Raw genomic sequence first — 24,874 nt, forward strand, 5'->3', positions numbered from 1 at the left:
AACTACTCTTTATTTTGTGAGTTTTCTTCTATAAGCCGCTGCAGCGGCTATTCGGCATGAAGCGGGTGAGCTTCAAGGGGGAAGTGATGGACTACGTAGAAGGCTTTGTGGCCGCAGTGCCTACCAAGAATAAAGCAGAGTACATTCGCCATGCTACGGAAGCGGCGCAGTTGTTTAAAGAGCACGGCGCCACCCGGTTGGTTGAGTGTTGGGGCGACGATGTGCCGGCAGGCGTAAAAACATCCTTCCCGCTGGCGGTGCAATGCCGTGAAGACGAAACCGTGGTGTTTTCTTGGGTGATCTGGCCGTCCCGGCAGGTAAGAGATGTTGGCATGAAGGCGATTGGGGAAGATATCCGCATGCTGGAAAACCCGATGCCCTTTGATGCCAGCCGGCTGATTTACGGTGGTTTTGAGATGGTAGTGAACCAGTAGTGCGCTCTAGGCACTACCCCCCAAAGTGGTGCCCCACGGGTTAACGAACTACCCTAAACTTAATGATGTTCGTTCTCTGAGCTGTTTTCGTGACTGGTCTGTATAGAGCCAGCGGCTGTGTCGGCATAGGGGATGGTGCACTTCCTGCCGCTCTGTACGGAGTGTGAGCAACAACGAGGCACGTATTCGGAAGGCATTGCTTGGCATTGTTATTGACCAACAAATGCTGGAGAACGGCCATGCAAGATGCTCAAAAAACCAAGTACCTCAGTGTTGCCCTGTATGTCTTCGGGGTGATTTTCATAGTTGGTGTCCCCGCCATGATGATGGTTGTTTGGCCCTCCGGTTGGAGCTGGGAACCGGCGCAGCCCGAATACGAACAAATGATCATGGGTATGTACATTACGCTCGGCGTGTTTTTGATTCGTGCTGCTAAAGCACCGATGGAACATGCCAGTCTTATCTGGTTTACTATTTGGTCCAGTGTTGTGCACGCTGGCATTATGCTCGTGCAAGCGCTTATGGATGAAGCCGAGCGCGCGAACCTATTGGGCGATATTCCAGCCTTGTTTTTAGTTGCTTTCGTTCTTTTCTATTTGATGCCAAAACGTTCCGGGGCTCAGTGACTAACTGATACACGGAAGGCGGTAGTGTCACGCAAGAGTTGAGGTGAGTTGTTTGAATTCTGAAGCACTGCAATACGGTCAGGGTGACACCTCTTACCGCGCCGCCGGGGAGTTGGAAGGCATTACCCGGTTGGTGAACGCGTTTTACGATTACATGGAAACACTTCCCGAAGCCCGGAAGATTCTGGCGATGCACCGGCCGGATTTAACCGAATCCCGCACCAAATTGGCTTACTTTTTATCGGGCTGGTTAGGCGGGCCAAGGCTTTATGCGGAACATTTCGGTAGCATCAACATTCCTATGGTTCATCGGCATTTGCCCGTGGGCGAAGAAGACCGCGATGCCTGGATGCTTTGCATGCAGAAAGCCGTGGCGGATCAGCCTTTTGATGAGTCGTTCAAGGTGTATTTGATTGAGCAGCTTTGGGTGCCGGCCGAGCGAATTCGAAGTGTCTGTAGTGCACCTATTTCACGCTAATAATAATCGGAGTTTTTAGTCATGCAGCCGAAAGACATTGTGGCGCAATTTATCGCTGACGTTCATGGTCAGCGTTTGGATCAGGCAAAGACGCTGCTGGCTGAAGAGGGCTTCGAGTATGTCGGCCCGAACATGCGTTTCCTGAATCGCGATGATATGGTGTCGTACCAGTTCGGTATGGTGGCCATCCAGAAAGATCTGGTGCTGCGCCAGCTCAGTGCCGACGGCGAGCATGTGTTTGCGATTCTGGATTACCAGACCTACTTCGAGCAGATTGGCGATGTGCGTCTGGCGGTTTGGTTCCGGGTTCGGGACGATAAGATTCAAACCGTGGAAGCGTTCTACAACGCCGCCGTGGTTGAGAATATGTTGGGAGGAAACCTGCCGTCAGCGAACTGATCGGCAGGTAATTCGTATCGGGCGTTAGTGGTCGTAGTCGTTGTAAGTCATGGCGACGGCCTTGAAGATGGCCCGGCCCTTGTTCATGGTTTCTTTCCATTCCAGGCGAGGTACTGAGTCAGCGACTACGCCGGCGCCTGCCTGAATGTGCAGGGTGTTGTCTTTGATTACGGCGGTGCGGATCGCAATAGCGGTGTCCATGTTGCCGTTGAACGACAGGTATCCCACAGCCCCGCCGTACACGCCACGTTTCACCGGTTCCAGTTCATCAATGATTTCCATGGCCCGAATCTTCGGAGCGCCGCTCAGGGTGCCTGCGGGCAGGGTGGCGCGCAGTACGTCCAGGCAGCTGATGTCTTTGTTCAGGCGGCCGGTGACGTTAGAGACGATGTGCATTACGTGGGAATAACGTTCCACAATCATCTTGTCGGTCAGGCGCACCGTGCCGGTTTCTGACACCCGGCCAGCGTCGTTGCGGCCCAGGTCGATCAGCATCAGGTGCTCGGCGATTTCTTTCGGGTCGGCCAGCAGTTCTTTTTCCAGTGCGTTATCCTGAGCATCGGTGGCGCCGCGTTTGCGGGTGCCGGCGATGGGGCGCACAGTTACTTCCTCGTCTTCTACCCGAGCCAGGATTTCCGGTGATGAACCCACAATGTGGAAGTCGTCCAAGTCCAGGAAATACATATACGGCGACGGGTTGAGTACTCGAAGCGAGCGGTACAGGTTCAGTGGGGGCGCTTCAAACGGGATTGACATGCGCTGGGAGATGACGGTTTGCATCACGTCGCCGTCCAGCACGTAGCCTTTGATTTTTTCGACCGCGGCTTCGAATTTGTCTTGCGAGAAACCGGAGACAAAATCACTTTCGTCCACGGTTTTGCCTCGTAGATGTTCTGGGGTACGCGGCGCGTCGGCGGTGGTGCGGTGCAGCTGGTTTTCCAGTTCGTTGATGCGAGCCTGGGCTTGTTCGTAAGCACCTTCAATGGCCGGGTCAACGTGCACGATCAGATGCAGCTTGCCGCGCAGGTTGTCGAATACCACGATTTCGTTCGACACCATCAGCAGGATGTCCGGGGTGCCAATTTTGTCGGGCGGGCAGCTCTTGCGCAGGCGCTTTTCGATGTAGCGCACGGTGTCGTACCCGAAGTAGCCCACGAGTCCGCCGTTAAAGCGGGGCAGCTCGGGCAGGTCCGGCGCGTTGAAGCGCTTCTGGTATTCATCGACAAAGGCGAGCGGATCTTCCACTTCGGCTTGTTCCACCACCTTGCCGTTCTGGCTCACTTCAATGCGGTGATCGTAGACTTTCAGCACTTCTCGCGAGGGCAGGCCGATGATGGAGTAACGGCCCCACTTCTCACCACCCTGAACGGATTCGAACAGATAGGAATACGGGCCACTGGCCAGTTTCAGGTAGGTGCTCAGAGGTGTGTCCAGATCAGCCAGTACTTCGCGGTACACCGGAATCCGGTTGTAGCCGTCTTGGGCCAGTCTGGAGAAGTGCTCAGGTGTCATCTTGTCGTTTCCTGAATTCGGGTCTGCGTGTTTATAAAAGCTCGGTCAGCGAATCCACCACCGCATCGGCGCCGAGGCTGTCGATGGAGGCGCCGAAGTTGTAACCATAGCGCACGGCAACGCAGGGCATGCCTGCTTTCAGGGCCGCGTTCACGTCTGCGGCGGAATCACCCACCATCACTGTGGTGCCTATCGTGCTGCCCAGTTTTTCCATAGCGTGCAGCAGCGGAGCGGGGTCCGGTTTTTTCACGTCTAAGGTATCACCGCCCACGAACAGTTCGAAATAGGGCGCCAGTCCGGTTTGCTCCAGCAAGGGCGCAACAAACTGGTCGGGTTTGTTGGTGACCACGGCCATGCGACAGCCGTTGGTTTTCAGGTGATTCAGGCATTCGAATACACCATCAAACACCACCGCGTGGCGGCCGTTCAGTTTGGCATAGCTCTGGTAGAAAAGTCCCAGCGCATCCGGGTGCAGGGCGTCGTCTTTGGGTGACGCGGGCTCCCAGTCGGTTTTCCCTGCCAGTGCGCGGCGCACCAGAACGCTGGCGCCATTGCCGACCCAGTTTCTCACCTTCTCAAGCCCGGCCGGGCTCCGGCCCAGTTTGGTGAGCATCTCGTCGATGGCAGCGGCCAGATCGGGCGCGCTGTCCACCAATGTGCCGTCCAGGTCAAACAGGGCAGCTGCAGGCCAGCGGGGGTTAAACAAGCCTTTCAGGCTCATTAGACAATCACCTTGCGGGCCTGTTCCAGCTCTTCGCGCATGGCGTCGATGGTGGCTTTGTAATCCGGGGTGTTGAAGATGGCGGAACCGGCTACGAAGGTGTCGGCACCGGCTTCTGCGATTTCACGAATGTTGTCGATTTTCACACCGCCGTCGATTTCCAGGCGGATGTTGTAGTTGCTGTCGTCAATGCGCTTGCGCGCTTCCCGCAGTTTGTCGAGGGTGCCGGGAATGAACTTCTGGCCGCCGAAGCCAGGGTTGACTGACATCATCAGCACCATGTCGAGCTTGTCCATCACGTAATCCATGTAGCTCAGCGGTGTGGCCGGGTTGAACACCAGCCCGGCTTTACAGCCGCCATCGCGAATCAGCTGCAGGGAGCGGTCGATGTGGCTGGAGGCTTCCGGGTGGAAGGTGATGTAGCTGGCGCCTGCGTCGATGAACATGCGGATCAGATCGTCCACCGGAGACACCATCAGGTGTACGTCAATCGGTGCGGTTACGCCGTGCTTGCGCAGTGCTTCACACACCATGGGGCCGATGGTGAGGTTGGGCACGTAGTGATTGTCCATGACGTCGAAGTGCACTACGTCAGCACCGGCGGCCAGTACGTTATCGACTTCCTCACCCAGTCGGGCGAAATCGGCAGAGAGGATAGACGGAGCAATCAGGTATGGGTTCATCGGCGCACTCTCGGTCAGGTGAATTATCGCAGCTGTTAAAGCTAGTAAGTCTATCAGCTTGTAGCCGGTTTTCGCAGCGCGGGGGATGTGGTTTTGTTAACGGTTATGCCGTTTGATCAGCTCCCAGGCTTGTTGGTAGCGAAGAAGTTGGTCTTTGGCGGCGGCCAGCTCGTAGGCCGACAGTTTCTGCTGCGACAGTTTGTCCGGGTGGCAGGTGGACAGGCGTTTGCGGTAGGTGCGTTTTATGGTTTCTAAGCTGTCTCTGCGGGTAACCCCCAGAATCTCGCAGGCTTGCTCATAGTTTTTGGGTTTTTCTGCGGTACCGGCGGAGCGAATCCAGACTTTGCTGGCGTAGCTGGAGAATATGTCATCGCTGATGGTCATTGGCAAGCCGAGGTTGTCGATGGCGTCTTCACAGCGGTAGCGCCGCTCTTTGCTGGGCTTGCCGAGGATCTGCGCGCCGTGACACAAACACATGGCCATTTTGATGGCTGCGCCGGGTGACAGTTTCGCCACTATGCGGTTCCAGAGCCCGCGGTGAAGTGGTACTCCGCTGGCGTCTTTGCCGCGTTGATATTGTTCGATCGCCTTTTTGCGTTGCCGCGAGGACAGGCGCAAGGCTTTTATCAGTAATTCGGCATAACGGATGTCGCCTTCCATCACTCGGCCATCGGCTTTGGCGATGTAGCCCAGAAAGAAGAACAGCGGCTTCCGGCAGCGGCGTGGCAGTTTCGCGCGCTCGATCAGGGTGTTGGCTTGATGCCCGCAACTGGACAGTTCGTGCAGCAGGTCCGAGAAAACCGATTCAATGCTTGCCGGCAAAGACGGCCCTGTGGCTTTGGTCATGGTTGCGGTGTGCTTTCCGTCAGCAAGGTGTCGAGTTGTTCAAGCCGGGCAGGGGTGCCCACATCAATCCAATGGCCTGAATGTTTCAAGCCTCGTACACGTTGTTGTGCCATGGCATCGCGAAGCACCGGGCCCAGTTTGCCCGCGGTGTCGTCGAGCCCGTTGAACAACCGGCGGCGCAACAAGCTGATGCCGGTGAAGGTGAGCTTGGCATCGCCTTCTGAGGATAGCACCCCATCGGCTGATAGGTGGAAATCGCCAGCCGGGTGGTGTTCGGGGTTGTCGGTGAGCACCAACAAGGCATCGCAGTTGGGCTCAGCCGGTGGTTGCAGCTGGCTGAGTGGGAAATCAGTCCAGATGTCTCCGTTGATCACCAGAAACCATTCGTCGTCTTCGTTGGCGAGCATGGGCATGGCTCGCACGATACCGCCGGCGGTTTCCAGAGGTTCGCCTTCCGCGGAGTAATGCAGGTTCAGACCGAATTGTTGGCCGCTGCCCAACTGCTGTTCGATTTGCTCACCCAGCCAGGCGTGGTTGATCACTACGTCGTGAAAACCGGCACGTTGAAGGTTTTCCAGATGATGAACAATCAGCGGCTTGCCGCCGGCGCGGAGTAGTGGTTTCGGCGTTGTCAGCGTGAGTGGGCGCATACGTTCGCCTTTACCGGCGGCCAGGATCATGGCTTTCACGATGAGCGTTTCCCCGGGATGGGCACGGGGCCGATTTTGCTTTCAATCGCCGGGATCACGGTGCCGCACAGCCACTCGTGGAAGTGCCGGAAGGCTGGCTGGCGGGCGCTGGCATCGCGGATGTAGCTGACGGTGCGGGGAATGTCTCCCAGATAACCGGTTTTGCCATCGCGAATCGCCAGTCGGGCGAAAATGCCGGCGGCTTTTAGGTGCCGCTGCATGCCCATGAGTTCGAACCACTGGCGGAAGGTGTCCGGGTCGGCCCGGTGCAAGCCGGCGTTGAGGCTGGCCACTCGGTAATGTTCCAGCCACTCCACAATTTTTTCTTCCGGCCAGCGCACGTAGCAGTCTTTGAGCAGTGAGACGGCGTCGTAGGTGACCGGGCCGATCACTGCGTCTTGAAAATCGATCACGCCGGGAGCGGTTTTGCCAGCGCGGATGAGCAGGTTGCGGGAGTGGTAGTCGCGGTGCACGGTGACTTCCGGCTCCGTCAGCGCACTTTCTTTCAGCAGGCTGAAGGTGGTGTCTAGCAGCGCTCGTTCCTGATTGCTGAGATTCAGGCCGAGATGTTGTTCCAGCAGCCAGTCGGGGAAGAGTGCCATTTCCCGGTCCAGCATGGCGTCGTCGTATTGGGGCAGCGGGTAGTCAGCGGGTGAGGGCTGCTGCGCGATGCGGACCAGCTCGTCCAGAGCTTGCCGGTAATAGGTGTCGGCATTGTCAGCGGTGGTCGCGCCCAGCATCAGGTTGTCGCCGAAATCTTCCAGCAACAGGAAACCTTGATCCAGGTCTTCGCCGGCAATGTCGGGCACATGAATGCTGTGCTGGTGCCAGTGCTTGGCGATGGCGATGAACGGCTCGCAGTTTTCGTGTTCGGGCGGTGCGTCCATCACGATAAACGGCGTGCGCGGTTGCCCGGAGGTTTCCCGCCATACCCGGAAGTAACGGCGGAAGCTGGCATCACCGGAAACGGGTTCCGGGCTGGCGCTGTCAAAGCCGGGAAATTGCCTGACCCAATCGGTCAGCTGCTGCAGACGGGTATCCATGATTTTATGGTAATTCCTGAGTTGTTCTGTTGTGTTGCAACGTTAGCAGAGGAGTATAAAGAGCGTAAAACGGATTTGCAGCGGTGTTTCCGTTAACAAGCTCGGGGGGCGCGTGTAAACTAGGCAGCTGTTCTTGAAAACAGCCACCATTCATCTGAAACAGGAAGCCTGCCGTCGTGCCCAGCCGTTACCGTCAGCAGTTGTGGTTTAAGCCCCGTTTAGCCGGGCTTTTGCTGGCAATGGTTGTTGCGCCAGTGGCTTCCCAGGCGGAAGAGCATGAGGGCAAAGCCCTGAGTGCTGCCGAGATGGATTGGCGCCCCAGAAGCGAATTGCCTCCCGAGGTTCAGGCTCAGGTTCCGGTGTTTTGCGGCGGCGGGTATTTGCCATCGACCTCAGAGAGTGGGCAGGTTCCCGTGTTTCCCGCCGGTGCGGTGGGTGATCAGCCTCTGGAAGCCAGTGCACTGGATGCCCGTTATGAAGTAGACGCGGAGCTGTATCTGAAGGGCGATGTTCGCCTGCGTCAGGGCAGTTTTCAGGCGTCTGGATCTGAGGCCCGTTATAACACTCAGTCTGGTCAGTTGAGCCTGCAAGGCCCCATGGTTAGCCGGGGCGAAGGTTTTTTGCTGACTGGCGAGAACGCTAATTACTCGGCCGATTCTGGCCAATTGGATATCAACACGGCCACCTTCCTGCTGCACCAATCCGAGATTCGCGGCGAGGCGTCTTCGCTGTCGCGGGTGGGTGAGCATCAAGTGGTGATCACCGATGGTTTGATTACAACCTGTGGCCCCGGCGAGAACGATTGGGCCATTGTGGCTTCCGACATCGAGCTGGATCAGGCCGAAGGCTTCGGTACCGCCAAGCATGTGCGTCTGGAAGTGTTGGATGCGCCGGTGTTTTATTGGCCGTACATTACGTTCCCCATTGATGACCGCCGCAAGACCGGTTTTCTGTACCCGCAGTTTGGATCTTCCAGTGCCGGCAGCGGTGCTTTCTTTGCCTTGCCTTATTACATGAATCTGGCACCGCATTACGATGCCACGCTCACGCCGCAGTACATTCACGGCCGCGGTCTGTTTACCGAAGCGGAAGGGCGTTATCTAAGCCGGTATGGCGAATCGGTGCTACAGCTGGGTTACATCAATGACGACTCCGCCTACAAAGACGAAGTTGCCGGTGCCGACGGTGAACGCTGGGCTTTGGACTTCTCCACTCGTGCCAGTTTCGGGGGCGGCTGGCGGGGCTACGGAGATTTCTCCGTGGTGTCGGATGACGATTACCTGAGCGATTTGAACCGCTCGCTGGAAATTGATCAAACGACCCACCTGCAACGCCGTGGTGGGGTGAGTTATTCGGATCAGTACCAGTATTTCGATGCTTACCTGAACGATTACCAGACGGTGGCTGAACGCATTGCCGACGTTAACAAACCCTATGCGCAGCTGCCGGAAGTGCTGTACGCCGGAGCGGTGGATGTGGGCGCGTTCCAGACCGGAATAGAAAGCCAGTACACCTGGTTCTACCGGGATAACGACAATCTGACCGGATTGGATAAGGCCAACGGCCACCGGTTACGGGCTATTCCGGAAGTGGCCCTGCCGATGCGGGCGCTGTGGGGCTTTAGCCGGCCTTCGGTGAGCCTGGATTACACCCGTTATGAGCTGGAAGATTACACGCTGGCCAACCGCAGTGTTGACCGCACCGTGCCGGTGTTCGAATGGGATAACGGGCTGTATTTCGATCGTCGCTCCAGCCTGTTTGATATTCCCTACAACCAGACATTGGAGCCCCGGCTGTATTACGCTTGGGCCGATGCCGACGCGGATCAGAATGACATTCCGGATTTTGATACCGATGTGAAAAGCTTCCGGTTTGATCAGTTGTTCGAGCGCAACCGTTTTAACGGCGGCGACCGGGTAGGGGATGCAAACCAGCTGACGGTGGCGTTGACCAGCCGGTTCAATGATCTGATCACCGGTGCCGAGCGCGCCCGGATCAGTATTGGTCAGATCCGTTACTTTGATGACCGGGACGTGAACTTGTTTGGTGCAGGCGCGTCTGATCGCGCGAATTCACCGCTGGCGGGCGAGTTGGTGTTGAACCCGCTGGATAATCTGGAAATTCGTACCTCGGGCCTGTGGGACCACGACACCCAGAAAACCGAAGAAGGGCGCAGCCAGCTGATCTTCCATTCCGAGGATTACCGCTATTTGGCCACGCTGGGGCACACCTACAGTCGCCCGGATGACATTGAACAAACCGATATTGGCACGGTATTCCCGGTAACCAATAAACTCAGCGCGATTGGCCGCTGGGTGTGGGACTCGGAACTCGACCGCACGGTGGGGTCGCTGGCGGGTCTTGAATATAACAACTGCTGCTGGAGTTTCCAGGTGGTGCACCAGAACTACCTGACCGATGACGAACAACTGGATACCCGTTTGCTGTTCCGTATTGAGCTGAAAGGGCTTGGCGGCAGCGGCGGCGCGTCTGACAGCATCGGTGATGCGATCTACGGTTATGACGAGCGCGAACGCCGCCGTTTTGGAACTACGTACCGTTAAAACGAACTAAGGCTGTTAACCCTGACGCACGCCGGGGCGGCTGAGAATGTAAAAACCAAGAGGTGACTATGAAGGCGACTGTACGCCACGGACTGACTCTGCTGTTGGCACTGACCATGATGGTATTGTCAGTGGCAGCCCAAGCGGAACGAAAAGTATTGGATCGCGTGGTAGCCATCGTCGATGACGGTGTGATTCTGCAAACCGAGCTGGAAGCACGGCTGAACACGATTGTCGGCCGCTTGAGCACGCAAGGCACCGGTTTGCCGCCTCGCAGAATGCTGGAAGAGCGAGTGCTCGAGCAGTTGATTGTGGAATCGGTTCAGCTGCAAATGGCGGAAAAGATGGGCATGCGGATCAGCGACAACGAGCTGAACGAAACCCTGAGTAACATCGCGGCCAGCAACGGCCTGACGTTGGAGCAATTTGAGGATCAGCTGGCTGAGGAAGGTGTGACCTATCGGCAGGCTCGCGAACAGATTCGCAATGAAATGCTGACCAGCCGGGTACAGCAAAGCCGGGTAGGTAACCGCATTCGTATTACCGACCGCGAAGTAGAAAACTACCTGCAAGCTCAGAAAGCTTCCGGCAGCCAGGGCGCTGAATACCGTTTGGCGTACATCTTCATTCAGGTGGACGATCCCGGCAATGAAGCTTCTGCGAGGGAAGCTCGGGAAACGGCTGAGCGCTTGCGTGAGCAAATCCTGAACGGCCGCGACTTCCGGGAAGTGGCGGTTGCCGAATCGGATGCCAGCAACGCCCTTGAAGGCGGCGACATGGGCTGGCGCGCAGAAAGCCAGCTGCCATCATTGGTCGCTCCGGTCGTGCCAAATCTGGAAGTGGGTACGCCATCCGACGTGCTGGAAAACAACAGCGGCTTCCATCTGGTGATGGTGATGGATAAGCGTGGTGGTGAGCAGCAAACCTTTATTGAACAGCACCGTACCCGCCATATTTTGGTTCGTCCGTCTGAGGCGGTGACCGAAGTTGAGGCCGAGCGCAAGGTTCGCGACATCCGTCAGCAGCTGAAAAACGGCGCCGATTTTGAAGAGCTGGCCCGTAAAGAGTCGGATGACCCGGTATCCGGTTCGGACGGCGGAAATCTGGGCTGGGTCAGCCCCGGCCAGATGGTACCTGAGTTCGAAAAAGGCATGGTTGAAGCCGAGATTGGCGAAGTGTACGGCCCGGTTCGCTCCCAGTTTGGCTGGCACCTGATCTTGGTGGAAGAGCGCCGGAATCAGGACGTAACGGCAGAGAGCCGCGCTTCAAAAGCTCGCCAGGCGATTTACATGCGCAAGTTTGAAACCGAGCTGCAGAACTGGTTACGGGAAATCCGTGACGAAGCCTTTGTCGAGTTCAAAGGCGAGTACGCAGGCATGAACGAAGGCAGTGAGGAAGACGACGCATCATGACGAAACCGGTCATTCTGGCACTGACAGCCGGCGAGCCGGCCGGAATCGGGCCGGAGCTGTGCTTGCAGCTGGCGGGTGAAAGCCGGGCCGCAGGCATTGTGGTGGTCGCCGGCAAAAACCTGATGGAACAGCGGGCCCGGCAGTTGGGCCTCGCGGTTGAGCTGCACGACTGGCAACCGGGCGTGCTGCCGGAAACCCGGGCGGGGCATTTGTCGGTTTGCCACGTTGAGGGTTGCCGTTTTACGGAAGCTGGCGAGCTGAATACCGGCAACAGTCAGTACGTGCTGGATACGCTTACGCTGGCCGCGCAAGGCTGCCTGAAAGGCGACTTCGACGGTATGGTAACCGCGCCGGTGCACAAAGGCGTGATCAACGAAGCTGGCATTGCTTTCAGTGGCCATACCGAGTTCCTGCAGGAATTATGCGGCGTTGAGCGAGTGGTGATGATGCTGGCGACCGAGGAGCTTCGAGTAGCCTTGGTAACCACTCACTTACCGCTGAAGGACGTGTCCGCGGCGATTACCCCCGAACGCCTGACGCAGGTGACGCGGATTCTGAACGCAGACCTGAAAACCTTCTTCGGCATTGAGCAACCGCGCATTCTGGTGACCGGGCTGAATCCTCACGCTGGTGAAGGCGGTCATTTGGGCCGGGAAGAAATCGAAGTGATTGAGCCTACGCTGGATCAGCTTCGCCAAGAAAATATACAGCTGACCGGCCCGCTGCCGGCAGACACTTTATTCACACCGCATTGGTTGAACGACGCCGATGCGGTACTCGCCATGTACCACGATCAGGGCCTGCCGGTGCTGAAGTATCAGGGCTTTGGCCGTGCGGTCAACATTACACTGGGGCTGCCAATTGTGCGTACCTCGGTGGACCACGGCACCGCTTTAGACCTGGCTGGCACCGGCAAAGCCGATGCTGGCAGTCTGCACACCGCCATTCGCGTAGGTGAACACATGGCCCGCTGCCGTCTGGCAGCTACAGCCGGAGAGCATTAATGAGTAACCAACATGGCCATAAGGCCCGTAAACGCTTCGGCCAGAACTTTTTGCACGATCCGGGCGTGATCGAAAAGATTGTCCGCTCTATCAACCCGAAGCCCGAAGACGTGATCGTTGAGATCGGCCCGGGTTTGGGTGCGATTACCGAAGAAATTCTGGCGATCAACCCGCGCTTGCAGGTGGTTGAGCTGGATCGGGATTTGATTCCGGTGCTGCGTACCAAGTTCTTCAACTACCCGGACTTTAAAATTCACGAAGCCGATGCGCTTAGCTTTGATTTCAGCCAGCTGGCAACGGATCGCCCGCTGAGGATTGTCGGTAACCTGCCGTACAACATCTCGACCCCGCTGATTTTCCACCTGTTGGCCCAAGCCGGTGTGGTGCAGGACATGCACTTCATGTTGCAGAAAGAAGTGGTGCAACGCTTGGCGGCAGTGCCGGGCGACAACAACTACGGCCGCTTGGGCATCATGGCCCAGTACTTCTGCAAAGTGCAGCCGTTATTTGAAGTGGGCCCGGGAGCCTTCCGCCCTGCGCCGAAGGTAGATTCCGCCATTGTTCGGCTGGTTCCCCACAAGGAGCTGCCACACCCGGCCAAAGATCTGAAAACTCTGCAGTCGGTGGTACGTACGGCCTTTAATGCTCGCCGCAAAACACTGCGCAAAGCACTAGCGGCGATGGTGACGGTGGAGCAGCTGCAGTCGCTGGACATCAACGACGGCCTTCGCCCGGAAAACCTGAGCCTTGCCGACTATGTTCGAATTGCTGATCTGCTGGCTGACGCGAAATCAGCGAACAGCGGCGCGGATGAGGTAAGTAATGACTGACTACGCCATTGGCGATATTCAGGGTTGCTACGACCGATTACGGGATGTGCTGGCCTCAGTCGATTTCTCGCCCTCACGCGACCGGCTTTGGGTGGCTGGGGATTTGATCAATCGCGGGCCTTCATCGCTGGCAACCTTGCGGTATCTTGAAGGCTTAGGCGATGCCACTAAGGTGGTGCTGGGCAACCACGACCTGCACCTTTTGGCGGTGGCGTTGGGCGGCCACAGCCCGAAAAAGAAAGACACGCTGCACGACATCCTCGAAGCGCCGGATTGTGGCCGCTTGGTGCACTGGCTTCGTCAGCAGCAGCTGTGTGTTCACGATGCCGACCGCAACTTGCTTATGACCCATGCCGGACTGCCTCATATCTGGGGTGTTGAGCAGGCGGTGGCCTACGCCCGAGAAGTGGAAGCGGTTATTCAAGGCAGCGATGCTGACGAATACTTCAGCCAAATGTATGGCAATAAGCCTGAGCGCTGGTGTGATACCCTTTCTGGCATGGACCGTTGGCGAGTGATTACTAACTACTTCACTCGTATGCGTTTTATTGCCGAAGATGGCAGTCTGGAACTGACGGCCAAAGAATCGGCCGACAGCGCCCCGGACGGTTACGCGCCGTGGTTCAGCTACTCCCGACAGGACGATGTGCAAGTGATTTTTGGTCACTGGGCGGCCATCGAGGGTGCTACCGGCAGCGACCGGTTCATTGGTCTGGATACCGGTTGCGTGTGGGGCGGAGCCCTGACGTTGATGAATCTGGATACCGGGGAGAAAGTTCACTGTGATTGCAGTTAGCCCCAAAACGATTGTGTTGCGCTGGGCGCTGGTGGCCGGTGCATTTGCGGGTTTGTTGGCGGTGATGGCGGGTGCCTTCGGTGCCCATGGCCTGCGCCATATAGTGAGTGAACGCGGGTTGGAGGTGTTCCAGACCGCCGTCAGCTATCAGATGTACCATGCCTTGGCGTTGGTGGTTGCGAGTTTGATGCCCGCGCTGCGCCTGAATCACCGCTTGCTGAGCATTGCCTGTGGCTTCTGGTTGGCGGGTATTTTTCTGTTTAGCGGCAGCCTGTACCTGCTGGTGTTGACCGGCGCCTATTGGCTTGGGCCGGTGACACCGATGGGTGGGGTGTGCCTGATGATTGGTTGGGCGTTGTTGGTTGCAGCAGCGCTGAAACGATGATGGAGACAAGCAGAGCTATGCAGGTTCAGGTTAATGGAGAAGTGATGGAGCTCCCCAGTGGAGTGACCATTTCGGCTTTGATTGAGCACCTCGCGCTGACCGGTAAACGGGTCGCGGTTGAGGTGAACGAGGACATAGTGCCTCGTAGCAAGCACGCGGAATTTACCCTCAGTGAAAACGACCGGGTAGAGCTCGTGCACGCCATAGGTGGCGGTTGATTCAACGATTCTCGTGGTTAGCCCGCGATGCGTTTATACCCGCGAATGCCCCCTCTTTATTCATACAACTCAGGTAGGTTATGACAGATACACCAGAAATCCAGCTCCCCGAAGATAAGCCTCTGGAAATTGCAGGTCAGGTATACCAGTCCCGTCTGTTGGTGGGTACCGGAAAATACAACGACCTGATGGAAACTGGTCATGCCATTGAGGCCAGTGGGGCAGAGATTGTGACGGTGGCGGTGCGTCGTACCAATCTCGGTCAGAATCCGGATGAGCCGAATCTGCTGGATGTGATTTCACCCGATAGCTACACCATTCTTCCGAACACCGCTGGTTGTTACACCGCCAAAGACGCTGTGCGCACCTGTAAGCTCGCCCGCGAGCTGCTCGACGGCCGTGATCTGGTGAAGCTGGAGGTGCTGGGAGAGCATAAGACTCTGTATCCGAACATGCCGGAAACCCTGGCCGCCGCTGAAGAACTGATCAAAGACGGCTTCAAGGTGATGGTGTACTGCTCGGACGACCCGCTTCTGGCCATGCGTCTGGAAGAGATGGGCTGCGTTGCCATCATGCCGCTGGGAGCACCGATCGGTTCCGGGTTGGGGATTCAGAATCGTTATAACATCCGTTTGATTGTGGAAAATGCCAAGGTGCCGGTATTGGTTGATGCCGGTGTAGGTACCGCCTCTGATGCCACCATCGCCATGGAGCTGGGCTGTGATGGCGTGCTGATGAATACAGCCATTGCTCAGGCCAAAGACCCGATCAAAATGGCGAACGCCATGCGCTTGGCCATCGAAGCCGGCCGCGAAGCCTATCTGGCGGGCCGTATGCCGAAGAAGCTGTACGCCAGTGCGTCTTCACCGATTGACGGCACCTTCTTCTAAAAGCCTGCTTTAACGACCCTCTCCCGCCAGAGGAGAGGGCGTATAAAACTAAAACCAGAATTCCAGAGCGCTGTAGTACTGATATGACCAACCAAAAACCGAGCCGGCGGGAAACCATCCTGCAGGCCCTTGTTGAATTGCTGCAAAAAGACCCGGGTGTCCGCATTACCACGGCCAGTCTGGCCAAGTCCGTTGGCGTTACCGAAGCGGCGCTGTATCGGCATTTTCCCAGCAAACGGAAGATGTTCGAAGCGCTGATCGAGTTTGCCGAGGACGCGGTATTTTCCCGTTGTCAGGTTGTCCTGCAGGAGCAAGAGGATGTGCGGGTGCGTCTGCAGCAGATCGTGCATCTGGTGCTGGTGTTTTCCGAGCGTAACCCGGGCTTGTGCTGTGTATTAACAGGCGATGCCCTGATGGGGGAAGACGAGTCGTTGCGTAAGCGTGCGTCTCAGTTCTTTGAGCGATTGGAAACTCAGGTGCGCCAGTCGTTGAAGGAAGGGGAGATCCGGCAAGGATTACGCCCCCGCACCAGTGCGGCGCGCGGTGCGGACTTCGTGATGGTGTTTCTGGAAGGGCGCATTCAGCGCTTTGTTCGCTCGTCTTTCTCCCGGCTGCCGAGCACGGATTTTGACGAGGCCTGGGCCTTGGTAGCGGAGTCGGTCTGGGGCTAAAGCGCCCCGGATCAATCGTACCCCGATGCCGTCCGCAGAATGGCCCGTATTGGTGTCCACAACTCGGGTGCCGAGATGAGAATGTCGCGGCCCCATAGGTCCGCCGGGTAGCCGGCGGGCACGTCACCGAAATGGCCCACGGTTGCGCCCGCCTCCCAGGCGATTAGGCGCGCCGCCGCGAAATCCCACGGGCTGACGTTTTCGTAGTAAATATCCAGCCGGCCACAGGCCACCCAGCAAATATCCAGTGCGGCCGAGCCGATCCGGCGTAAGTCGCGGCACTGGTGGATCATGGCGTCGAGCCGCTTGATCAAGGGTTCCAGGTTGTCTTTGGTATAAGGAAAACCTGTGGCGAACAGCGACTGCCTTGGCGAGGTCGCGCCGCTGTGCTGTATGGGCTGGCCGTTCAGGGTTGCCCCTTCGCCCTTGGTGGCCCGGAAAGTTTCACCGGGGAAGGGCGCATGCACTACGCCCACCTGAACCTGTCCGCGTTCGGCATAGGCAATGGAAACAGCTACCTGCGGGTGCCCGTAAGCGTAGTTTACGGTGCCGTCGATGGGATCGATGATCCACAGCGGGGTGTCCAGATGCTCGGCCTGAGTGAGGTCCGGCATGGTTTCTTCCGACAGAATCCGGTGGTTGGGGAACCGTTCCCGAATGGCGTTGGTGATGAACTCATCGGCCAGAACGTCGGCGTGGGTGACCAGTTCGGTCTGGTCTTTGTAATCGGTGCGGAGGGTGCTTTCTTCCCGTTCGCGGCGGATCAGCTCGCCGGCCTCTTTGGCCAGAGCTTCGGCGAAGTCGGTAATGTCGCGCAGAGAGAGAGAATCAGACATGGCACCCCCAGAGAAATTAAGCGTGAGGGTGCCAGTCTAGCATGCTCGAGCATTACAGGCTGTTCAGCCACTTCTCCATTTTGTCCATGGCGAGCACGATGCGAGGGCAGGCCTTTTGGACGAATTCATCCCCCAGTTCCTGATCGGTGTAATCGCCGCCTGCCAGAGCCAGCGACTGTGCGCCGTCAAAATCGACAAACGCCAAACGCGCACCCATGTGGTCCGGCACAAAACCGAAATCACTGGAGGGTAGGATGGCGACGCCGGTATCTTCCAGCAGCGCTGAACAGAATGCCTGCGAGGTTTTGATGTCTCGATTGGCTAATCGTTCGCTGAAGCCGGAAAAATCCGGGAACACATAAAACGCACCTTCGGGCTTTTGCACGATGGCACCCATTCCGCTCAGGCGAGAGTGAACGTACTCGCCCACCACTTTGAGCACCCGGCGAGACTGGTTTAGGTATTCGTTGATGTCGTCACCGCCGTTGAACGCGGTGATGGCGGCATGCTGGATGGGCGCTGCCGTCGAGGTGAAGGTCTCGCTGGCGATGATCGCCATGGCGTCCTGCAGCGGCCGCAGTTCGGGTGGGAAAATGAACGTACCCAAACGCCAGCCACCAGCACCCAGCCATTTACTCATACCGGTGCTGATGATGGTGCCTTCCGGGTAGTAGCGAGCAATGGATTTGTGCCGGCCTTCGAAGTGTACTTCGCCGTAGATTTCGTCCGACAGCAAGATCAGATTGTACTTGCGGGCCACGTTGGCGATGGCCAGCAGCTGATCGTCGGTGTAGGTGCAGCCGGTGGGGTTGGACGGGTAGTTCAAAATCAGAATGCGTGGCCGTGACGGGTCATCACGGCAAACGATGTCCAGCTCTTCAGCCGTCAGCTGCCAGTTATTGTCTGCGTGGGTAGGCAGCCAATGTACCGAGCGACCGATGATGCGGGCCTGCGGCGCATAGGAAACCCAGCTCGGGCGCGGAATCAGCAGGTCGCCGTAGTAAGCCAGCTGCAGGATGAACAGCAGCTCCTTAGAGCCCGGGCCGATCAATACGTCTTCCCAGGTGGAACGCATACGCTCATTGCGGTTGATGTAGCCGGAGATGGCCTCACGCAGGCCTTTAAGCCCTTTTACTGGAAGGTAGTCCTTCTCGTGTGCGTGCTCTTTGAGTGCCTCTACCACCCGCTCGGGAACCGGGAACGGCGATTGCCCCAAGCCAAGCTTGATGATGTCTTTGCCTTCAGAGCGCAGTTGGTTGCTTTGCTCGTTGATGCGAAGCGTGGCCGAGGGCTGGATGCCCCGAACATTCAGGTTGATCGCGAAGAGGTGGTCTTTTTTGATGTCCATTGTCCCAGTCTATTGGTTGGAGGTGACAATGGCAGTATAGGCCCGCTCAACGGGCCTGTGTTTGGTATTGGCGTAGGCATTTCCCGCTACGCTTTACAGCGGACGTTCATCACCGGGATTTTATCCACACTTCCACCCGCCCGTTGCGCTGATTACCCGAGCCGCCGACGGGCATGTAGTGGCCGTAACCGGTATACGAAACGTAAGGAACGCCGACGTGATTCAGGGCACGGCGCACCGACAGAGCCCGCAGCTCGGAGATCATCTGGGCGCGAAGCTCATCGCTTTGGGCATCGGCAAAACCAATGAGAAGCAGATCATCGGCAGAGCGTTTGTGTTGCTGCAAATAGTGTTTCACGCGCAGCAAGTCCCGGTGTGCTTTGTTATCAAGTTTGGTGCGGCCTTCCGAAAATCGGAAGTTCACCGTTAGGCGCTGGTAGCTTTGGGTCAGGCGTTTGAAGCTTTTCGGGACCGAGGCATCAAGCTCGGGCTTCACGGCGATCGGGTTCTGGGAAATGAAACCGGAGCCCGCTACCCGTCCTTGACCTTCGGCGCTGAGTGCATACTCGATCAGCCCTTGGGCCAGCTCGGGAGTTTGCTCGCCCAGTGTGTACATGAACAGCCTGCGGGACAGCGGGTAATCCTCGCTGGCGACAGTGAGCTGGTTGGGCCTGAGAGCCGGGGCGTCGCCGTCAGAGATGGCGAGCAGTTTGCTGTTACGAACAGACGCCAACCCGGCAAAGCCAATGCTGTATGGGTCGCGGGATACGTCATCGGACAGTTGATCGTTGGATTCGTATCGAAGTGCTGAATCATGCAGAGGGGCCGTTTTATCGAGCACCAGAGACTTAAAGGTGTCCCAAGTACCTGAGCGGTCGTCTCGAGCATACAGGCGAATGGGGTTGTTGCTACCGCCGATCTCTGACCAGTTTCGGATCTGGCCGCTAAACACTTTCCGAAGCGTTTCGATGCTCATCTGGCTGACCGGGTTTGATTGATGAACCAGAATGGCGAGGCCGTCGATGGCAATGACGTGCTCGCTCGAAAGGCCGGTGAGGTCCGCTCGATTGCTGACTTGTTCCACCTCGGTTGCCCGTGCCGGACGTGAAGAAGCCCAGATATCGGCTTGGCCGTTGGCCAGGGTGCGAAAACCGGTGCTGGAGCCATGGGCGGCGACCAGTACAGACAGTTTTTCTCCCTGCTGGTTGGCGACCAGTATCTGCTCGTTCTCGCGAGGTGTCGGTTGGCTATAGACCTTATCGTCGGTCAACTGTTCCAGATAGCCTTCGACCAACGAGGGTGCCAGAGTGGCCCCAACCGTATTGGAGCCATGAATCTCCAGATCATGGGCAAACGCGAGTGAAGGTAGCGTCAGCGCTACGCAGAGTGTGAAGCGGGAGAAAGAAATTCGATAGGGAACAGACATTTATGAACACCCATGCAGGACAATTGCGATGGGTGCAGCATGCTACAGAAATGTGACATCTATGTTTCAGAACTCAGAATTTGTGAGGTTCGAGTTCCATTTGAATGATCTTGCGCCCGAGCATGATGATTCGGCCGGTGTATCGCTCTTCGCCTGTGGTGGTGAAGTCAAACAAGAAGCGGCGCCAGACTCGAACGCTGCCGGTGTCGTCACGCTTGAACCAGATGCCTCTAAGAAATACCGCGTCGTCCAGCAGCATCACGTCCATGGTTTTGCAGTAACGGCGAGCGGACTCGAGTACGAAGTCTTTGATGGCTTTGGCTTGCCACCAATACCACGCGGCAAAGCCGGCGGTGAAAATCCAGAAGAGGGTTCCGAGAGTCAAAGTGCTGGCGGCCCTGTTGGTTGTATGGAGATGAACGGCCGATTAAACCGATAATGCGCCAGACTACCTGATTGTGTCGGTTCGGGGAATTGTTGCAGCTTGTGGCGCTTGACCCGCCACCAGAAGCGGTCAGCTCTGGTGGCGGGTCAAACTTGAGGTCAGCTAGAGCTTTTGGCAACCTCTTTCTCATCGTTGTACTCGTCACCGGCCGTGCTGTGATGATCACGGGCCAGCAGGATGTAGAACGCTGGCAGCACGAAGACGGTGAACAAGGTGCCAATGCCAAGGCCGGCACTGATGGTCAGGCCAATGGCGAAACGGCTTTCCGCACCCGGGCCAACCGCGATCAGCAGCGGGATCATCGCGAATATCAAGGCCAGAGAGGTCATGATGATCGGTCGCAGACGAATGGCTGCTGCTTCGACCACAGCGTCTACCTTGTTCAGGCCGCGCTCTTTCTGCAACTGGTTGGCGAATTCCACGATCAATATGCCGTTCTTGGACACCACCCCGATCAACGTGATCAGGCCCACCTGGGTGTAGATGTTCATGGTGGCAAAGCCAAGCACGATAAACACCATGGCACCCGCCACCGACATGGGTACGGAAACCAGAATGATGATCGGATCGCGCCAGCTCTCAAACTGAGCCGCCAGTACCAGATAGATCACCAACAGCGACAGGAAGAAGGTCACCATCAGGGCGCTACCCTGGTTCGCCAGCTGACGTGAAGCCCCGGTGTAGTCAAAGCTGAAGCCTTGCGGGAACACTTCCTCTGCAGTTTTCTCAATGAACTCCATAGCGCTACCGGCGGCAACGCCCGGCATGACGACGCCTTCCAGTGTCAGCGAGTTTTGCTGGTTAAACTGGGTACGGTTCGACGGCTCTACTTCTTCTGTGAAGCTGGCCACGCTGGATAGCGGTACCAGTTCTCCACCGCTGGTGCGGATGTAGTAATCGTCCAGCGATTCTTTGCTGGGGCGGAACTGGTCGTCTACCTGTGGAATAACCTGATAAGAGCGACCTTCCATGTTGAAGCGATTGATGTAACCACCGCTGAGCATGCTGGAAAGCGATTGCCCAACTTCCTGCATCGACAGACCCAGATCTGCGACACGGTCACGATCAATGTGGATGCGGGTAACCGGCTTGTCGAAGTTGATCGACTTCTTCAGGAACATGAAGTTGCCACTTTGCATCGCTTTGCCAAGGATTTCGTCGGCTACCTGGTCCAGCTGTTCATAGGTACCACCGGTACTGATCACGAACTGGAAGGGCAGGCCGCCGCCCGAGCCAGGCAATGAAGGCAGCGGGAACACGGCTGTTTGCAGGCCGGTTACTTTTTTCAGTTCTGCGTTCAACTTCGGCTGAACGTCGAACTGGCTGATTTCACGCTCACTCCAGGGCGCCAACTTGAAACCACCAAACACGGCGTTCGGGCTGGTAATGCCGATGATCATGAAATCTTCTTCGTAGCCCGGTAGGCCAGACATCCGCTCTTGCACTTCCTGACCGTGCTCGAGCAGGTAGTCCAGAGTTGACGTTTCAGGGCCCAGGCCTTGGTGGAACAGAATGCCCTGATCTTCGGTAGGAGCCAGTTCGTTCTGGCTCATCATCTCCATGAAGTAGATGGAACCCAGCACCACCAGTGCGAAGAACACCACGACAGACTTGGTTTGCATCAACGATGACAGCGCCGATTTGTATCCATTGGCTATGCCGTTGAAGAACTTCTCTACCAATTGTTCGAACTTGCCGGGTTCGCCATGGGGCTTCAATACCTTGGCAGACAGCATGGGCGAGAGAGTCAGGGCGACAATGCCGGAAATAACCACGGTGCCGGCCAGAGTGAAGGCGAATTCGGTGAACAGCGAGCCGACCAGCCCGCCCATGAATCCAATGGGCACGTAAACCGCCACCAGAGTGGTGGTCATGGCAATGATGGGCGTGGCCATTTCCCGGGCGCCGTTAATGGCGGCTTCGAAGCGAGACTCGCCTTGTTCAATGTGTCGGTGAACGTTTTCCACCATGATGATGGCGTCATCCACCACTAGGCCGATCGCCAGAACCATCGAGAGTAGGGTTAAAAGGTTCAGGGAGAAGCCGAATATGAGCATGATGAAGGCGCCGCCGATCAGCGATAGCGGGACGGCCACCGAGGGTACGATCGAGGCCCGAACCGAACCCAAGCAAAGGAATACCACCACCAGTACGATGATCATGGCTTCGATCAGGGTGCGGATAACCTCGTTGATGGAGTCTTCGATGAAGTCTGAAGCATCGTATGCAAGGCGAACGCCCATGCCGCTAGGCAGTTGGCTTTCAATGTCTGGGAGTTCTCCTTTCACCAGATCCGCGACCGTCAGAGGGTTGGCGCCGGGGGCGATTTCAATGGCGACGTAGGTGGCCGGCTGGCCCTTGTAGAGGGCAAGCTTGTCGTAGGTCTGGGAACCGAGTTCGACGCGTGCGATGTCCTGCAGCCGAATCAAGGTGCCGCCGGATTGCTTAACCACTAGGTTGCGGAATGCTTCCGGGTCGGCGATGTCGGTATCACTGGTCAGGCTGACTTCGGTGTATTTGTCTTGGGTTTTACCCACGGCGGCCTGATAGTTGTTGGCTCTTAGCTTAGCGACAACTTCCGTCGGCGTCATATCAACCGCGGCCAGACGTTCCGGGTCCAACCAGACTCGTAAGGCGAAGGTTCGGCCCAGCAGCTGAGCTTTACCGACACCGGGCAAGGCCTGCAGCTTGGGCTGCACGACACGGGTCAGGTAATCGGTGATCTGCGGGACATCCAGTTCGGTGCTGTAGAAAGCGATGTACATTAGCGCGGTACTGTCACCGGTGGTGGAGGTGATCACCGGGTCTTGAGCTTCTGCTGGCAAGACGTTGCGCTGACTGGCGACCTTGGCCTGAATTTCAGCCAAGGCGTCGTTGGCGTCGTAGTTCAGCTCCATTTTGGCCTGAATGGTCGACACGCTTTGGGAGCTGGTGGAGGTCAGGTAATCAATACCGCTGGCTTCAGCAATGGCCTGCTGCAAGGGCGTGGTAATGAAACCTTTGATCAGGTCCGAACTGGCACCAGGGTAGGCCGTGGTGACGGTGACCGTGGTGCTTTCCAGTTTCGGGTACTGGCGGATTTCCATTTCCATGGCGGCCCGGGCACCGACCAGCAGGATCAGCAAGCTGACCACTGTGGCGAGAACCGGCCGATGGACGAATATGTCGGTGAAACGCATTATTCAGACGCCTCCTTTTCAGATTCGTCCTGAATCTGGACTCGCTGACCGGCGCGTAACCTCAGCAGTCCTTTGGACACCACCGTTTCACCCGATTCCAACCCAGAGGTGATGGAGGTGCGGCCGTTGCGAACTTCGCCGGTGATGACGGTGCGGCGTTCGACGATCAGGTCACCGTTGTCGTTTTCAGTAACAACAAACACGAAGTTTCCGTATGTGTTGTAGGAGATTGCGGTGCGCGGCAGCGTAACGACTTTGTTGTCACGGGGCTGACCGGTTTGAATGGTCGCGAACATGCCAGGGCGCAGCAGGTGCTCATCGTTGTTCAAAGTGGCGCGAATCCGAACGGTGCGGGTTTCAGGGCTGACAGAGGTGTTGATGGCGCTGACTTTCCCTTCGAACTTCTGGTCGGGCACGGCGGCAACGGTGACGGACACCGGGAAGCCCCGGTCAACGTTGGCCAGGTGCTTCTCGGACAGCGTGTAGTCCACGTAGATGGGGTTCAGCATGTTCACTTCGACAATCGGGCTGCCGGTGGGCAGATATTCGCCTTGGTTGACCATACGAATGCCGAGCCTGCCATCAAAAGGCGCCCGAATGATTTTCTTGTCGAGCTGCGCTTGGGCTTCGTTGACGCGAGCACGAGCGGCGTCGTAATTGGCTTTTGCCGTATCGTATTGAGCCTGGGACACTGCGCGCTTGGGCAGCAGGTCAGAGATTCGCTTGAAGTCTTGGTCTGCCAACTGAGCTTCGGCCCGGCGGGTGCGCAAGGCCGCTTCATCAATTGCGGCATCCAATTCGATCAGAATGTCGCCTTTCTTAACGTTGTCGCCGGATTCGAAGTTGATGGTTTTAATGACGCCAGGAACTTCGTTGGAAACGGCGATGCCGTTTACAGCTTCAATGCTGCCAACGGCCTTGATAGAGGGCTGCCAGTTCTCGGTCGTTGCTTTGGTAACGGAGATAATGGCGGGTGGTTGAGGCTGTGACAGCATCTCTTTCATTTGGCCAAACTGCATGAATTTGTAGCCGAAGATGCCGCCTAGGACGACACCTAGAAAAATGATGGCGATGACAAAACGGGATGCGGTGCGCATAGATGAGTTCCTGGGGCTGGTTTCCTGATGCGTATTCCGTCGCCAATATTAAGAAAAGCGAAAGCTTGTCTTGGCGAACCAAGGGCTGATGACGATTGCGTCATGGAGTCACAAATGGTCAGCGAGCGTATCGGGTAGCATGCTACAAAAGCTACGGTGTTTTGTCATTAACTTGGTTTCTTAATAAGACTTTTTTTGGTGAAAATATAGCCCATTCTCGCCAATCTGCGGCTTTTTTGATCACTTGGGTGTTGGCGCTCTGAAATCATTCGTGCGTAGGATGAAAGAACGCAGTACATTGGCTTTTCAAACCCTAATGAGATGGTCCCTGAGCCGGGACAG

General features: G+C 57.0%; 25 protein-coding genes. 13 read left to right on the forward strand and 12 right to left on the reverse strand.

Annotated features, from left to right (window positions below):
* Positions 1 to 86 precede the first annotated feature (86 nt).
* The 4 genes from ACNQ6O_RS01560 (at position 87) to ACNQ6O_RS01575 (ending at position 1,937) form a co-directional block, all read left to right on the forward strand.
* Entirely contained in the window at positions 87 to 434 is a 348-nt protein-coding gene (locus tag ACNQ6O_RS01560) for a DUF1428 domain-containing protein (protein ID WP_418052254.1), read from the forward strand.
* Between the two features lie 239 nt (positions 435 to 673).
* The gene (locus tag ACNQ6O_RS01565; RefSeq protein WP_418051493.1) at positions 674 to 1,060 is read left to right on the forward strand and encodes a DUF6632 domain-containing protein; all 387 of its coding nucleotides are present in this window, start codon (positions 674 to 676) and stop codon (positions 1,058 to 1,060) included.
* A gap of 52 nt (positions 1,061 to 1,112) precedes the next feature.
* A complete protein-coding gene (locus ACNQ6O_RS01570) occupies positions 1,113 to 1,538 on the forward strand; it encodes a group II truncated hemoglobin (protein ID WP_418051494.1) in 426 nt (141 codons plus the stop codon).
* Between the two features lie 21 nt (positions 1,539 to 1,559).
* A complete protein-coding gene (locus ACNQ6O_RS01575) occupies positions 1,560 to 1,937 on the forward strand; it encodes a nuclear transport factor 2 family protein (protein WP_418051495.1) in 378 nt (125 codons plus the stop codon).
* A 24-nt stretch (positions 1,938 to 1,961) separates the two neighbouring features.
* Here the strand turns inward: ACNQ6O_RS01575 and trpE are convergent, their stop codons facing one another.
* From trpE to ACNQ6O_RS01605, 6 genes are all read right to left on the reverse strand, one after another.
* Positions 1,962 to 3,449 carry an anthranilate synthase component I gene (trpE, locus tag ACNQ6O_RS01580; RefSeq protein ID WP_418051496.1) on the reverse strand — a complete coding sequence of 496 codons (1,488 nt, stop codon included), beginning with the start codon at positions 3,447 to 3,449 and terminating at the stop codon, positions 1,962 to 1,964.
* A 31-nt stretch (positions 3,450 to 3,480) separates the two neighbouring features.
* Positions 3,481 to 4,170, reverse strand: a complete 690-nt coding sequence (locus ACNQ6O_RS01585) for a phosphoglycolate phosphatase (protein ID WP_418051497.1) — start codon at positions 4,168 to 4,170, stop codon at positions 3,481 to 3,483.
* Positions 4,170 to 4,853: a ribulose-phosphate 3-epimerase gene (gene rpe / locus ACNQ6O_RS01590; protein ID WP_418051498.1), complete on the reverse strand. Its 684-nt coding sequence runs from the start codon at positions 4,851 to 4,853 to the stop codon at positions 4,170 to 4,172. The genes ACNQ6O_RS01585 and rpe overlap by 1 nt, the downstream gene beginning before the upstream one ends.
* Before the next feature lie 96 nt (positions 4,854 to 4,949).
* On the reverse strand, positions 4,950 to 5,699 hold the full coding sequence (locus tag ACNQ6O_RS01595) for a DnaJ domain-containing protein (RefSeq protein WP_418051499.1): 750 nt from the start codon (positions 5,697 to 5,699) through the stop codon (positions 4,950 to 4,952).
* Entirely contained in the window at positions 5,696 to 6,388 is a 693-nt protein-coding gene (gene murU / locus ACNQ6O_RS01600; protein ID WP_418051500.1) for an N-acetylmuramate alpha-1-phosphate uridylyltransferase MurU, read from the reverse strand. Before murU ends, ACNQ6O_RS01595 begins: the two co-directional genes overlap by 4 nt.
* Positions 6,385 to 7,431 carry an aminoglycoside phosphotransferase family protein gene (locus ACNQ6O_RS01605; protein WP_418051501.1) on the reverse strand — a complete coding sequence of 349 codons (1,047 nt, stop codon included), beginning with the start codon at positions 7,429 to 7,431 and terminating at the stop codon, positions 6,385 to 6,387. Before ACNQ6O_RS01605 ends, murU begins: the two co-directional genes overlap by 4 nt.
* A gap of 239 nt (positions 7,432 to 7,670) precedes the next feature.
* On the opposite strand from ACNQ6O_RS01605, the gene ACNQ6O_RS01610 reads away from it, so the two are divergent.
* The 9 genes from ACNQ6O_RS01610 (at position 7,671) to slmA (ending at position 16,201) form a co-directional block, all read left to right on the forward strand.
* Positions 7,671 to 9,995: an LPS-assembly protein LptD gene (locus ACNQ6O_RS01610; RefSeq protein ID WP_418052255.1), complete on the forward strand. Its 2,325-nt coding sequence runs from the start codon at positions 7,671 to 7,673 to the stop codon at positions 9,993 to 9,995.
* A gap of 68 nt (positions 9,996 to 10,063) precedes the next feature.
* Positions 10,064 to 11,407, forward strand: coding sequence for a peptidylprolyl isomerase (locus tag ACNQ6O_RS01615; RefSeq protein ID WP_418051502.1), 1,344 nt, complete (start codon positions 10,064 to 10,066; stop codon positions 11,405 to 11,407).
* Positions 11,404 to 12,411 carry a 4-hydroxythreonine-4-phosphate dehydrogenase PdxA gene (gene pdxA, locus ACNQ6O_RS01620; RefSeq protein WP_418051503.1) on the forward strand — a complete coding sequence of 336 codons (1,008 nt, stop codon included), beginning with the start codon at positions 11,404 to 11,406 and terminating at the stop codon, positions 12,409 to 12,411. The genes ACNQ6O_RS01615 and pdxA overlap by 4 nt, the downstream gene beginning before the upstream one ends.
* Positions 12,411 to 13,241: a 16S rRNA (adenine(1518)-N(6)/adenine(1519)-N(6))-dimethyltransferase RsmA gene (gene rsmA, locus ACNQ6O_RS01625; RefSeq protein ID WP_418051504.1), complete on the forward strand. Its 831-nt coding sequence runs from the start codon at positions 12,411 to 12,413 to the stop codon at positions 13,239 to 13,241. Before pdxA ends, rsmA begins: the two co-directional genes overlap by 1 nt.
* A complete protein-coding gene (locus tag ACNQ6O_RS01630) occupies positions 13,234 to 14,037 on the forward strand; it encodes a symmetrical bis(5'-nucleosyl)-tetraphosphatase (protein WP_418051505.1) in 804 nt (267 codons plus the stop codon). The genes rsmA and ACNQ6O_RS01630 overlap by 8 nt, the downstream gene beginning before the upstream one ends.
* A gap of 64 nt (positions 14,038 to 14,101) precedes the next feature.
* Positions 14,102 to 14,422: a DUF423 domain-containing protein gene (locus ACNQ6O_RS01635; RefSeq protein ID WP_418052256.1), complete on the forward strand. Its 321-nt coding sequence runs from the start codon at positions 14,102 to 14,104 to the stop codon at positions 14,420 to 14,422.
* A 17-nt stretch (positions 14,423 to 14,439) separates the two neighbouring features.
* Positions 14,440 to 14,640, forward strand: a complete 201-nt coding sequence (gene thiS / locus ACNQ6O_RS01640) for a sulfur carrier protein ThiS (protein ID WP_418051506.1) — start codon at positions 14,440 to 14,442, stop codon at positions 14,638 to 14,640.
* 80 nt (positions 14,641 to 14,720) lie between these two features.
* On the forward strand, positions 14,721 to 15,530 hold the full coding sequence (locus ACNQ6O_RS01645) for a thiazole synthase (protein WP_418051507.1): 810 nt from the start codon (positions 14,721 to 14,723) through the stop codon (positions 15,528 to 15,530).
* Positions 15,531 to 15,613: 83 nt separating this feature from the next.
* Positions 15,614 to 16,201 (forward strand): nucleoid occlusion factor SlmA, encoded by a 588-nt coding sequence (gene slmA / locus ACNQ6O_RS01650; RefSeq protein WP_418051508.1) that lies wholly within the window; start codon positions 15,614 to 15,616, stop codon positions 16,199 to 16,201.
* 11 nt (positions 16,202 to 16,212) lie between these two features.
* On the opposite strand, the gene ACNQ6O_RS01655 is transcribed toward slmA, so the two are convergent.
* The 6 genes from ACNQ6O_RS01655 to ACNQ6O_RS01680 all read right to left on the reverse strand — a co-directional run bounded on the left by ACNQ6O_RS01655 (position 16,213) and on the right by ACNQ6O_RS01680 (position 24,532).
* A complete protein-coding gene (locus ACNQ6O_RS01655; protein WP_418051509.1) occupies positions 16,213 to 17,037 on the reverse strand; it encodes an inositol monophosphatase family protein in 825 nt (274 codons plus the stop codon).
* Between the two features lie 52 nt (positions 17,038 to 17,089).
* Positions 17,090 to 18,385, reverse strand: a complete 1,296-nt coding sequence (locus ACNQ6O_RS01660; RefSeq protein ID WP_418051510.1) for a pyridoxal phosphate-dependent aminotransferase — start codon at positions 18,383 to 18,385, stop codon at positions 17,090 to 17,092.
* 109 nt (positions 18,386 to 18,494) lie between these two features.
* A complete protein-coding gene (locus tag ACNQ6O_RS01665) occupies positions 18,495 to 19,811 on the reverse strand; it encodes a substrate-binding domain-containing protein (protein ID WP_418051511.1) in 1,317 nt (438 codons plus the stop codon).
* Positions 19,812 to 19,884: 73 nt separating this feature from the next.
* Entirely contained in the window at positions 19,885 to 20,196 is a 312-nt protein-coding gene (locus ACNQ6O_RS01670) for a DUF3301 domain-containing protein (RefSeq protein ID WP_418051512.1), read from the reverse strand.
* Between the two features lie 158 nt (positions 20,197 to 20,354).
* Positions 20,355 to 23,435 carry an efflux RND transporter permease subunit gene (locus ACNQ6O_RS01675; protein WP_418051513.1) on the reverse strand — a complete coding sequence of 1,027 codons (3,081 nt, stop codon included), beginning with the start codon at positions 23,433 to 23,435 and terminating at the stop codon, positions 20,355 to 20,357.
* Entirely contained in the window at positions 23,435 to 24,532 is a 1,098-nt protein-coding gene (locus ACNQ6O_RS01680; protein WP_418051514.1) for an efflux RND transporter periplasmic adaptor subunit, read from the reverse strand. Before ACNQ6O_RS01680 ends, ACNQ6O_RS01675 begins: the two co-directional genes overlap by 1 nt.
* Positions 24,533 to 24,874 lie beyond the last annotated feature (342 nt).

Origin of the sequence: Marinobacter sp. SBS5 (genome assembly GCF_048285575.1) — a bacterium.
Taxonomy (GTDB): Bacteria; Pseudomonadota; Gammaproteobacteria; order Pseudomonadales; family Oleiphilaceae; genus Marinobacter.

What these genes read in the sequence shown, in the direction of transcription:
- ACNQ6O_RS01560 (WP_418052254.1), top strand. Translation starts at nt 87, where the DNA reads ATGGACTACGTAGAAGGCTTTGTGGCCGCAGTGCCTACCAAGAATAAA.
- ACNQ6O_RS01565 (WP_418051493.1), top strand. Translation starts at nt 674, where the DNA reads ATGCAAGATGCTCAAAAAACCAAGTACCTCAGTGTTGCCCTGTATGTC.
- ACNQ6O_RS01575 (WP_418051495.1), top strand. Translation starts at nt 1,560, where the DNA reads ATGCAGCCGAAAGACATTGTGGCGCAATTTATCGCTGACGTTCATGGT.
- trpE (WP_418051496.1), bottom strand. Translation starts at nt 3,449, where the DNA reads ATGACACCTGAGCACTTCTCCAGACTGGCCCAAGACGGCTACAACCGG.
- ACNQ6O_RS01585 (WP_418051497.1), bottom strand. Translation starts at nt 4,170, where the DNA reads ATGAGCCTGAAAGGCTTGTTTAACCCCCGCTGGCCTGCAGCTGCCCTG.
- rpe (WP_418051498.1), bottom strand. Translation starts at nt 4,853, where the DNA reads ATGAACCCATACCTGATTGCTCCGTCTATCCTCTCTGCCGATTTCGCC.
- ACNQ6O_RS01595 (WP_418051499.1), bottom strand. Translation starts at nt 5,699, where the DNA reads ATGACCAAAGCCACAGGGCCGTCTTTGCCGGCAAGCATTGAATCGGTT.
- ACNQ6O_RS01605 (WP_418051501.1), bottom strand. Translation starts at nt 7,431, where the DNA reads ATGGATACCCGTCTGCAGCAGCTGACCGATTGGGTCAGGCAATTTCCC.
- ACNQ6O_RS01610 (WP_418052255.1), top strand. Translation starts at nt 7,671, where the DNA reads ATGGTTGTTGCGCCAGTGGCTTCCCAGGCGGAAGAGCATGAGGGCAAA.
- ACNQ6O_RS01615 (WP_418051502.1), top strand. Translation starts at nt 10,064, where the DNA reads ATGAAGGCGACTGTACGCCACGGACTGACTCTGCTGTTGGCACTGACC.
- pdxA (WP_418051503.1), top strand. Translation starts at nt 11,404, where the DNA reads ATGACGAAACCGGTCATTCTGGCACTGACAGCCGGCGAGCCGGCCGGA.
- rsmA (WP_418051504.1), top strand. Translation starts at nt 12,411, where the DNA reads ATGAGTAACCAACATGGCCATAAGGCCCGTAAACGCTTCGGCCAGAAC.
- ACNQ6O_RS01630 (WP_418051505.1), top strand. Translation starts at nt 13,234, where the DNA reads ATGACTGACTACGCCATTGGCGATATTCAGGGTTGCTACGACCGATTA.
- ACNQ6O_RS01635 (WP_418052256.1), top strand. Translation starts at nt 14,102, where the DNA reads ATGGCGGGTGCCTTCGGTGCCCATGGCCTGCGCCATATAGTGAGTGAA.
- thiS (WP_418051506.1), top strand. Translation starts at nt 14,440, where the DNA reads ATGCAGGTTCAGGTTAATGGAGAAGTGATGGAGCTCCCCAGTGGAGTG.
- ACNQ6O_RS01645 (WP_418051507.1), top strand. Translation starts at nt 14,721, where the DNA reads ATGACAGATACACCAGAAATCCAGCTCCCCGAAGATAAGCCTCTGGAA.
- slmA (WP_418051508.1), top strand. Translation starts at nt 15,614, where the DNA reads ATGACCAACCAAAAACCGAGCCGGCGGGAAACCATCCTGCAGGCCCTT.
- ACNQ6O_RS01655 (WP_418051509.1), bottom strand. Translation starts at nt 17,037, where the DNA reads ATGTCTGATTCTCTCTCTCTGCGCGACATTACCGACTTCGCCGAAGCT.
- ACNQ6O_RS01660 (WP_418051510.1), bottom strand. Translation starts at nt 18,385, where the DNA reads ATGGACATCAAAAAAGACCACCTCTTCGCGATCAACCTGAATGTTCGG.
- ACNQ6O_RS01665 (WP_418051511.1), bottom strand. Translation starts at nt 19,811, where the DNA reads ATGTCTGTTCCCTATCGAATTTCTTTCTCCCGCTTCACACTCTGCGTA.
- ACNQ6O_RS01675 (WP_418051513.1), bottom strand. Translation starts at nt 23,435, where the DNA reads ATGCGTTTCACCGACATATTCGTCCATCGGCCGGTTCTCGCCACAGTG.
- ACNQ6O_RS01680 (WP_418051514.1), bottom strand. Translation starts at nt 24,532, where the DNA reads ATGCGCACCGCATCCCGTTTTGTCATCGCCATCATTTTTCTAGGTGTC.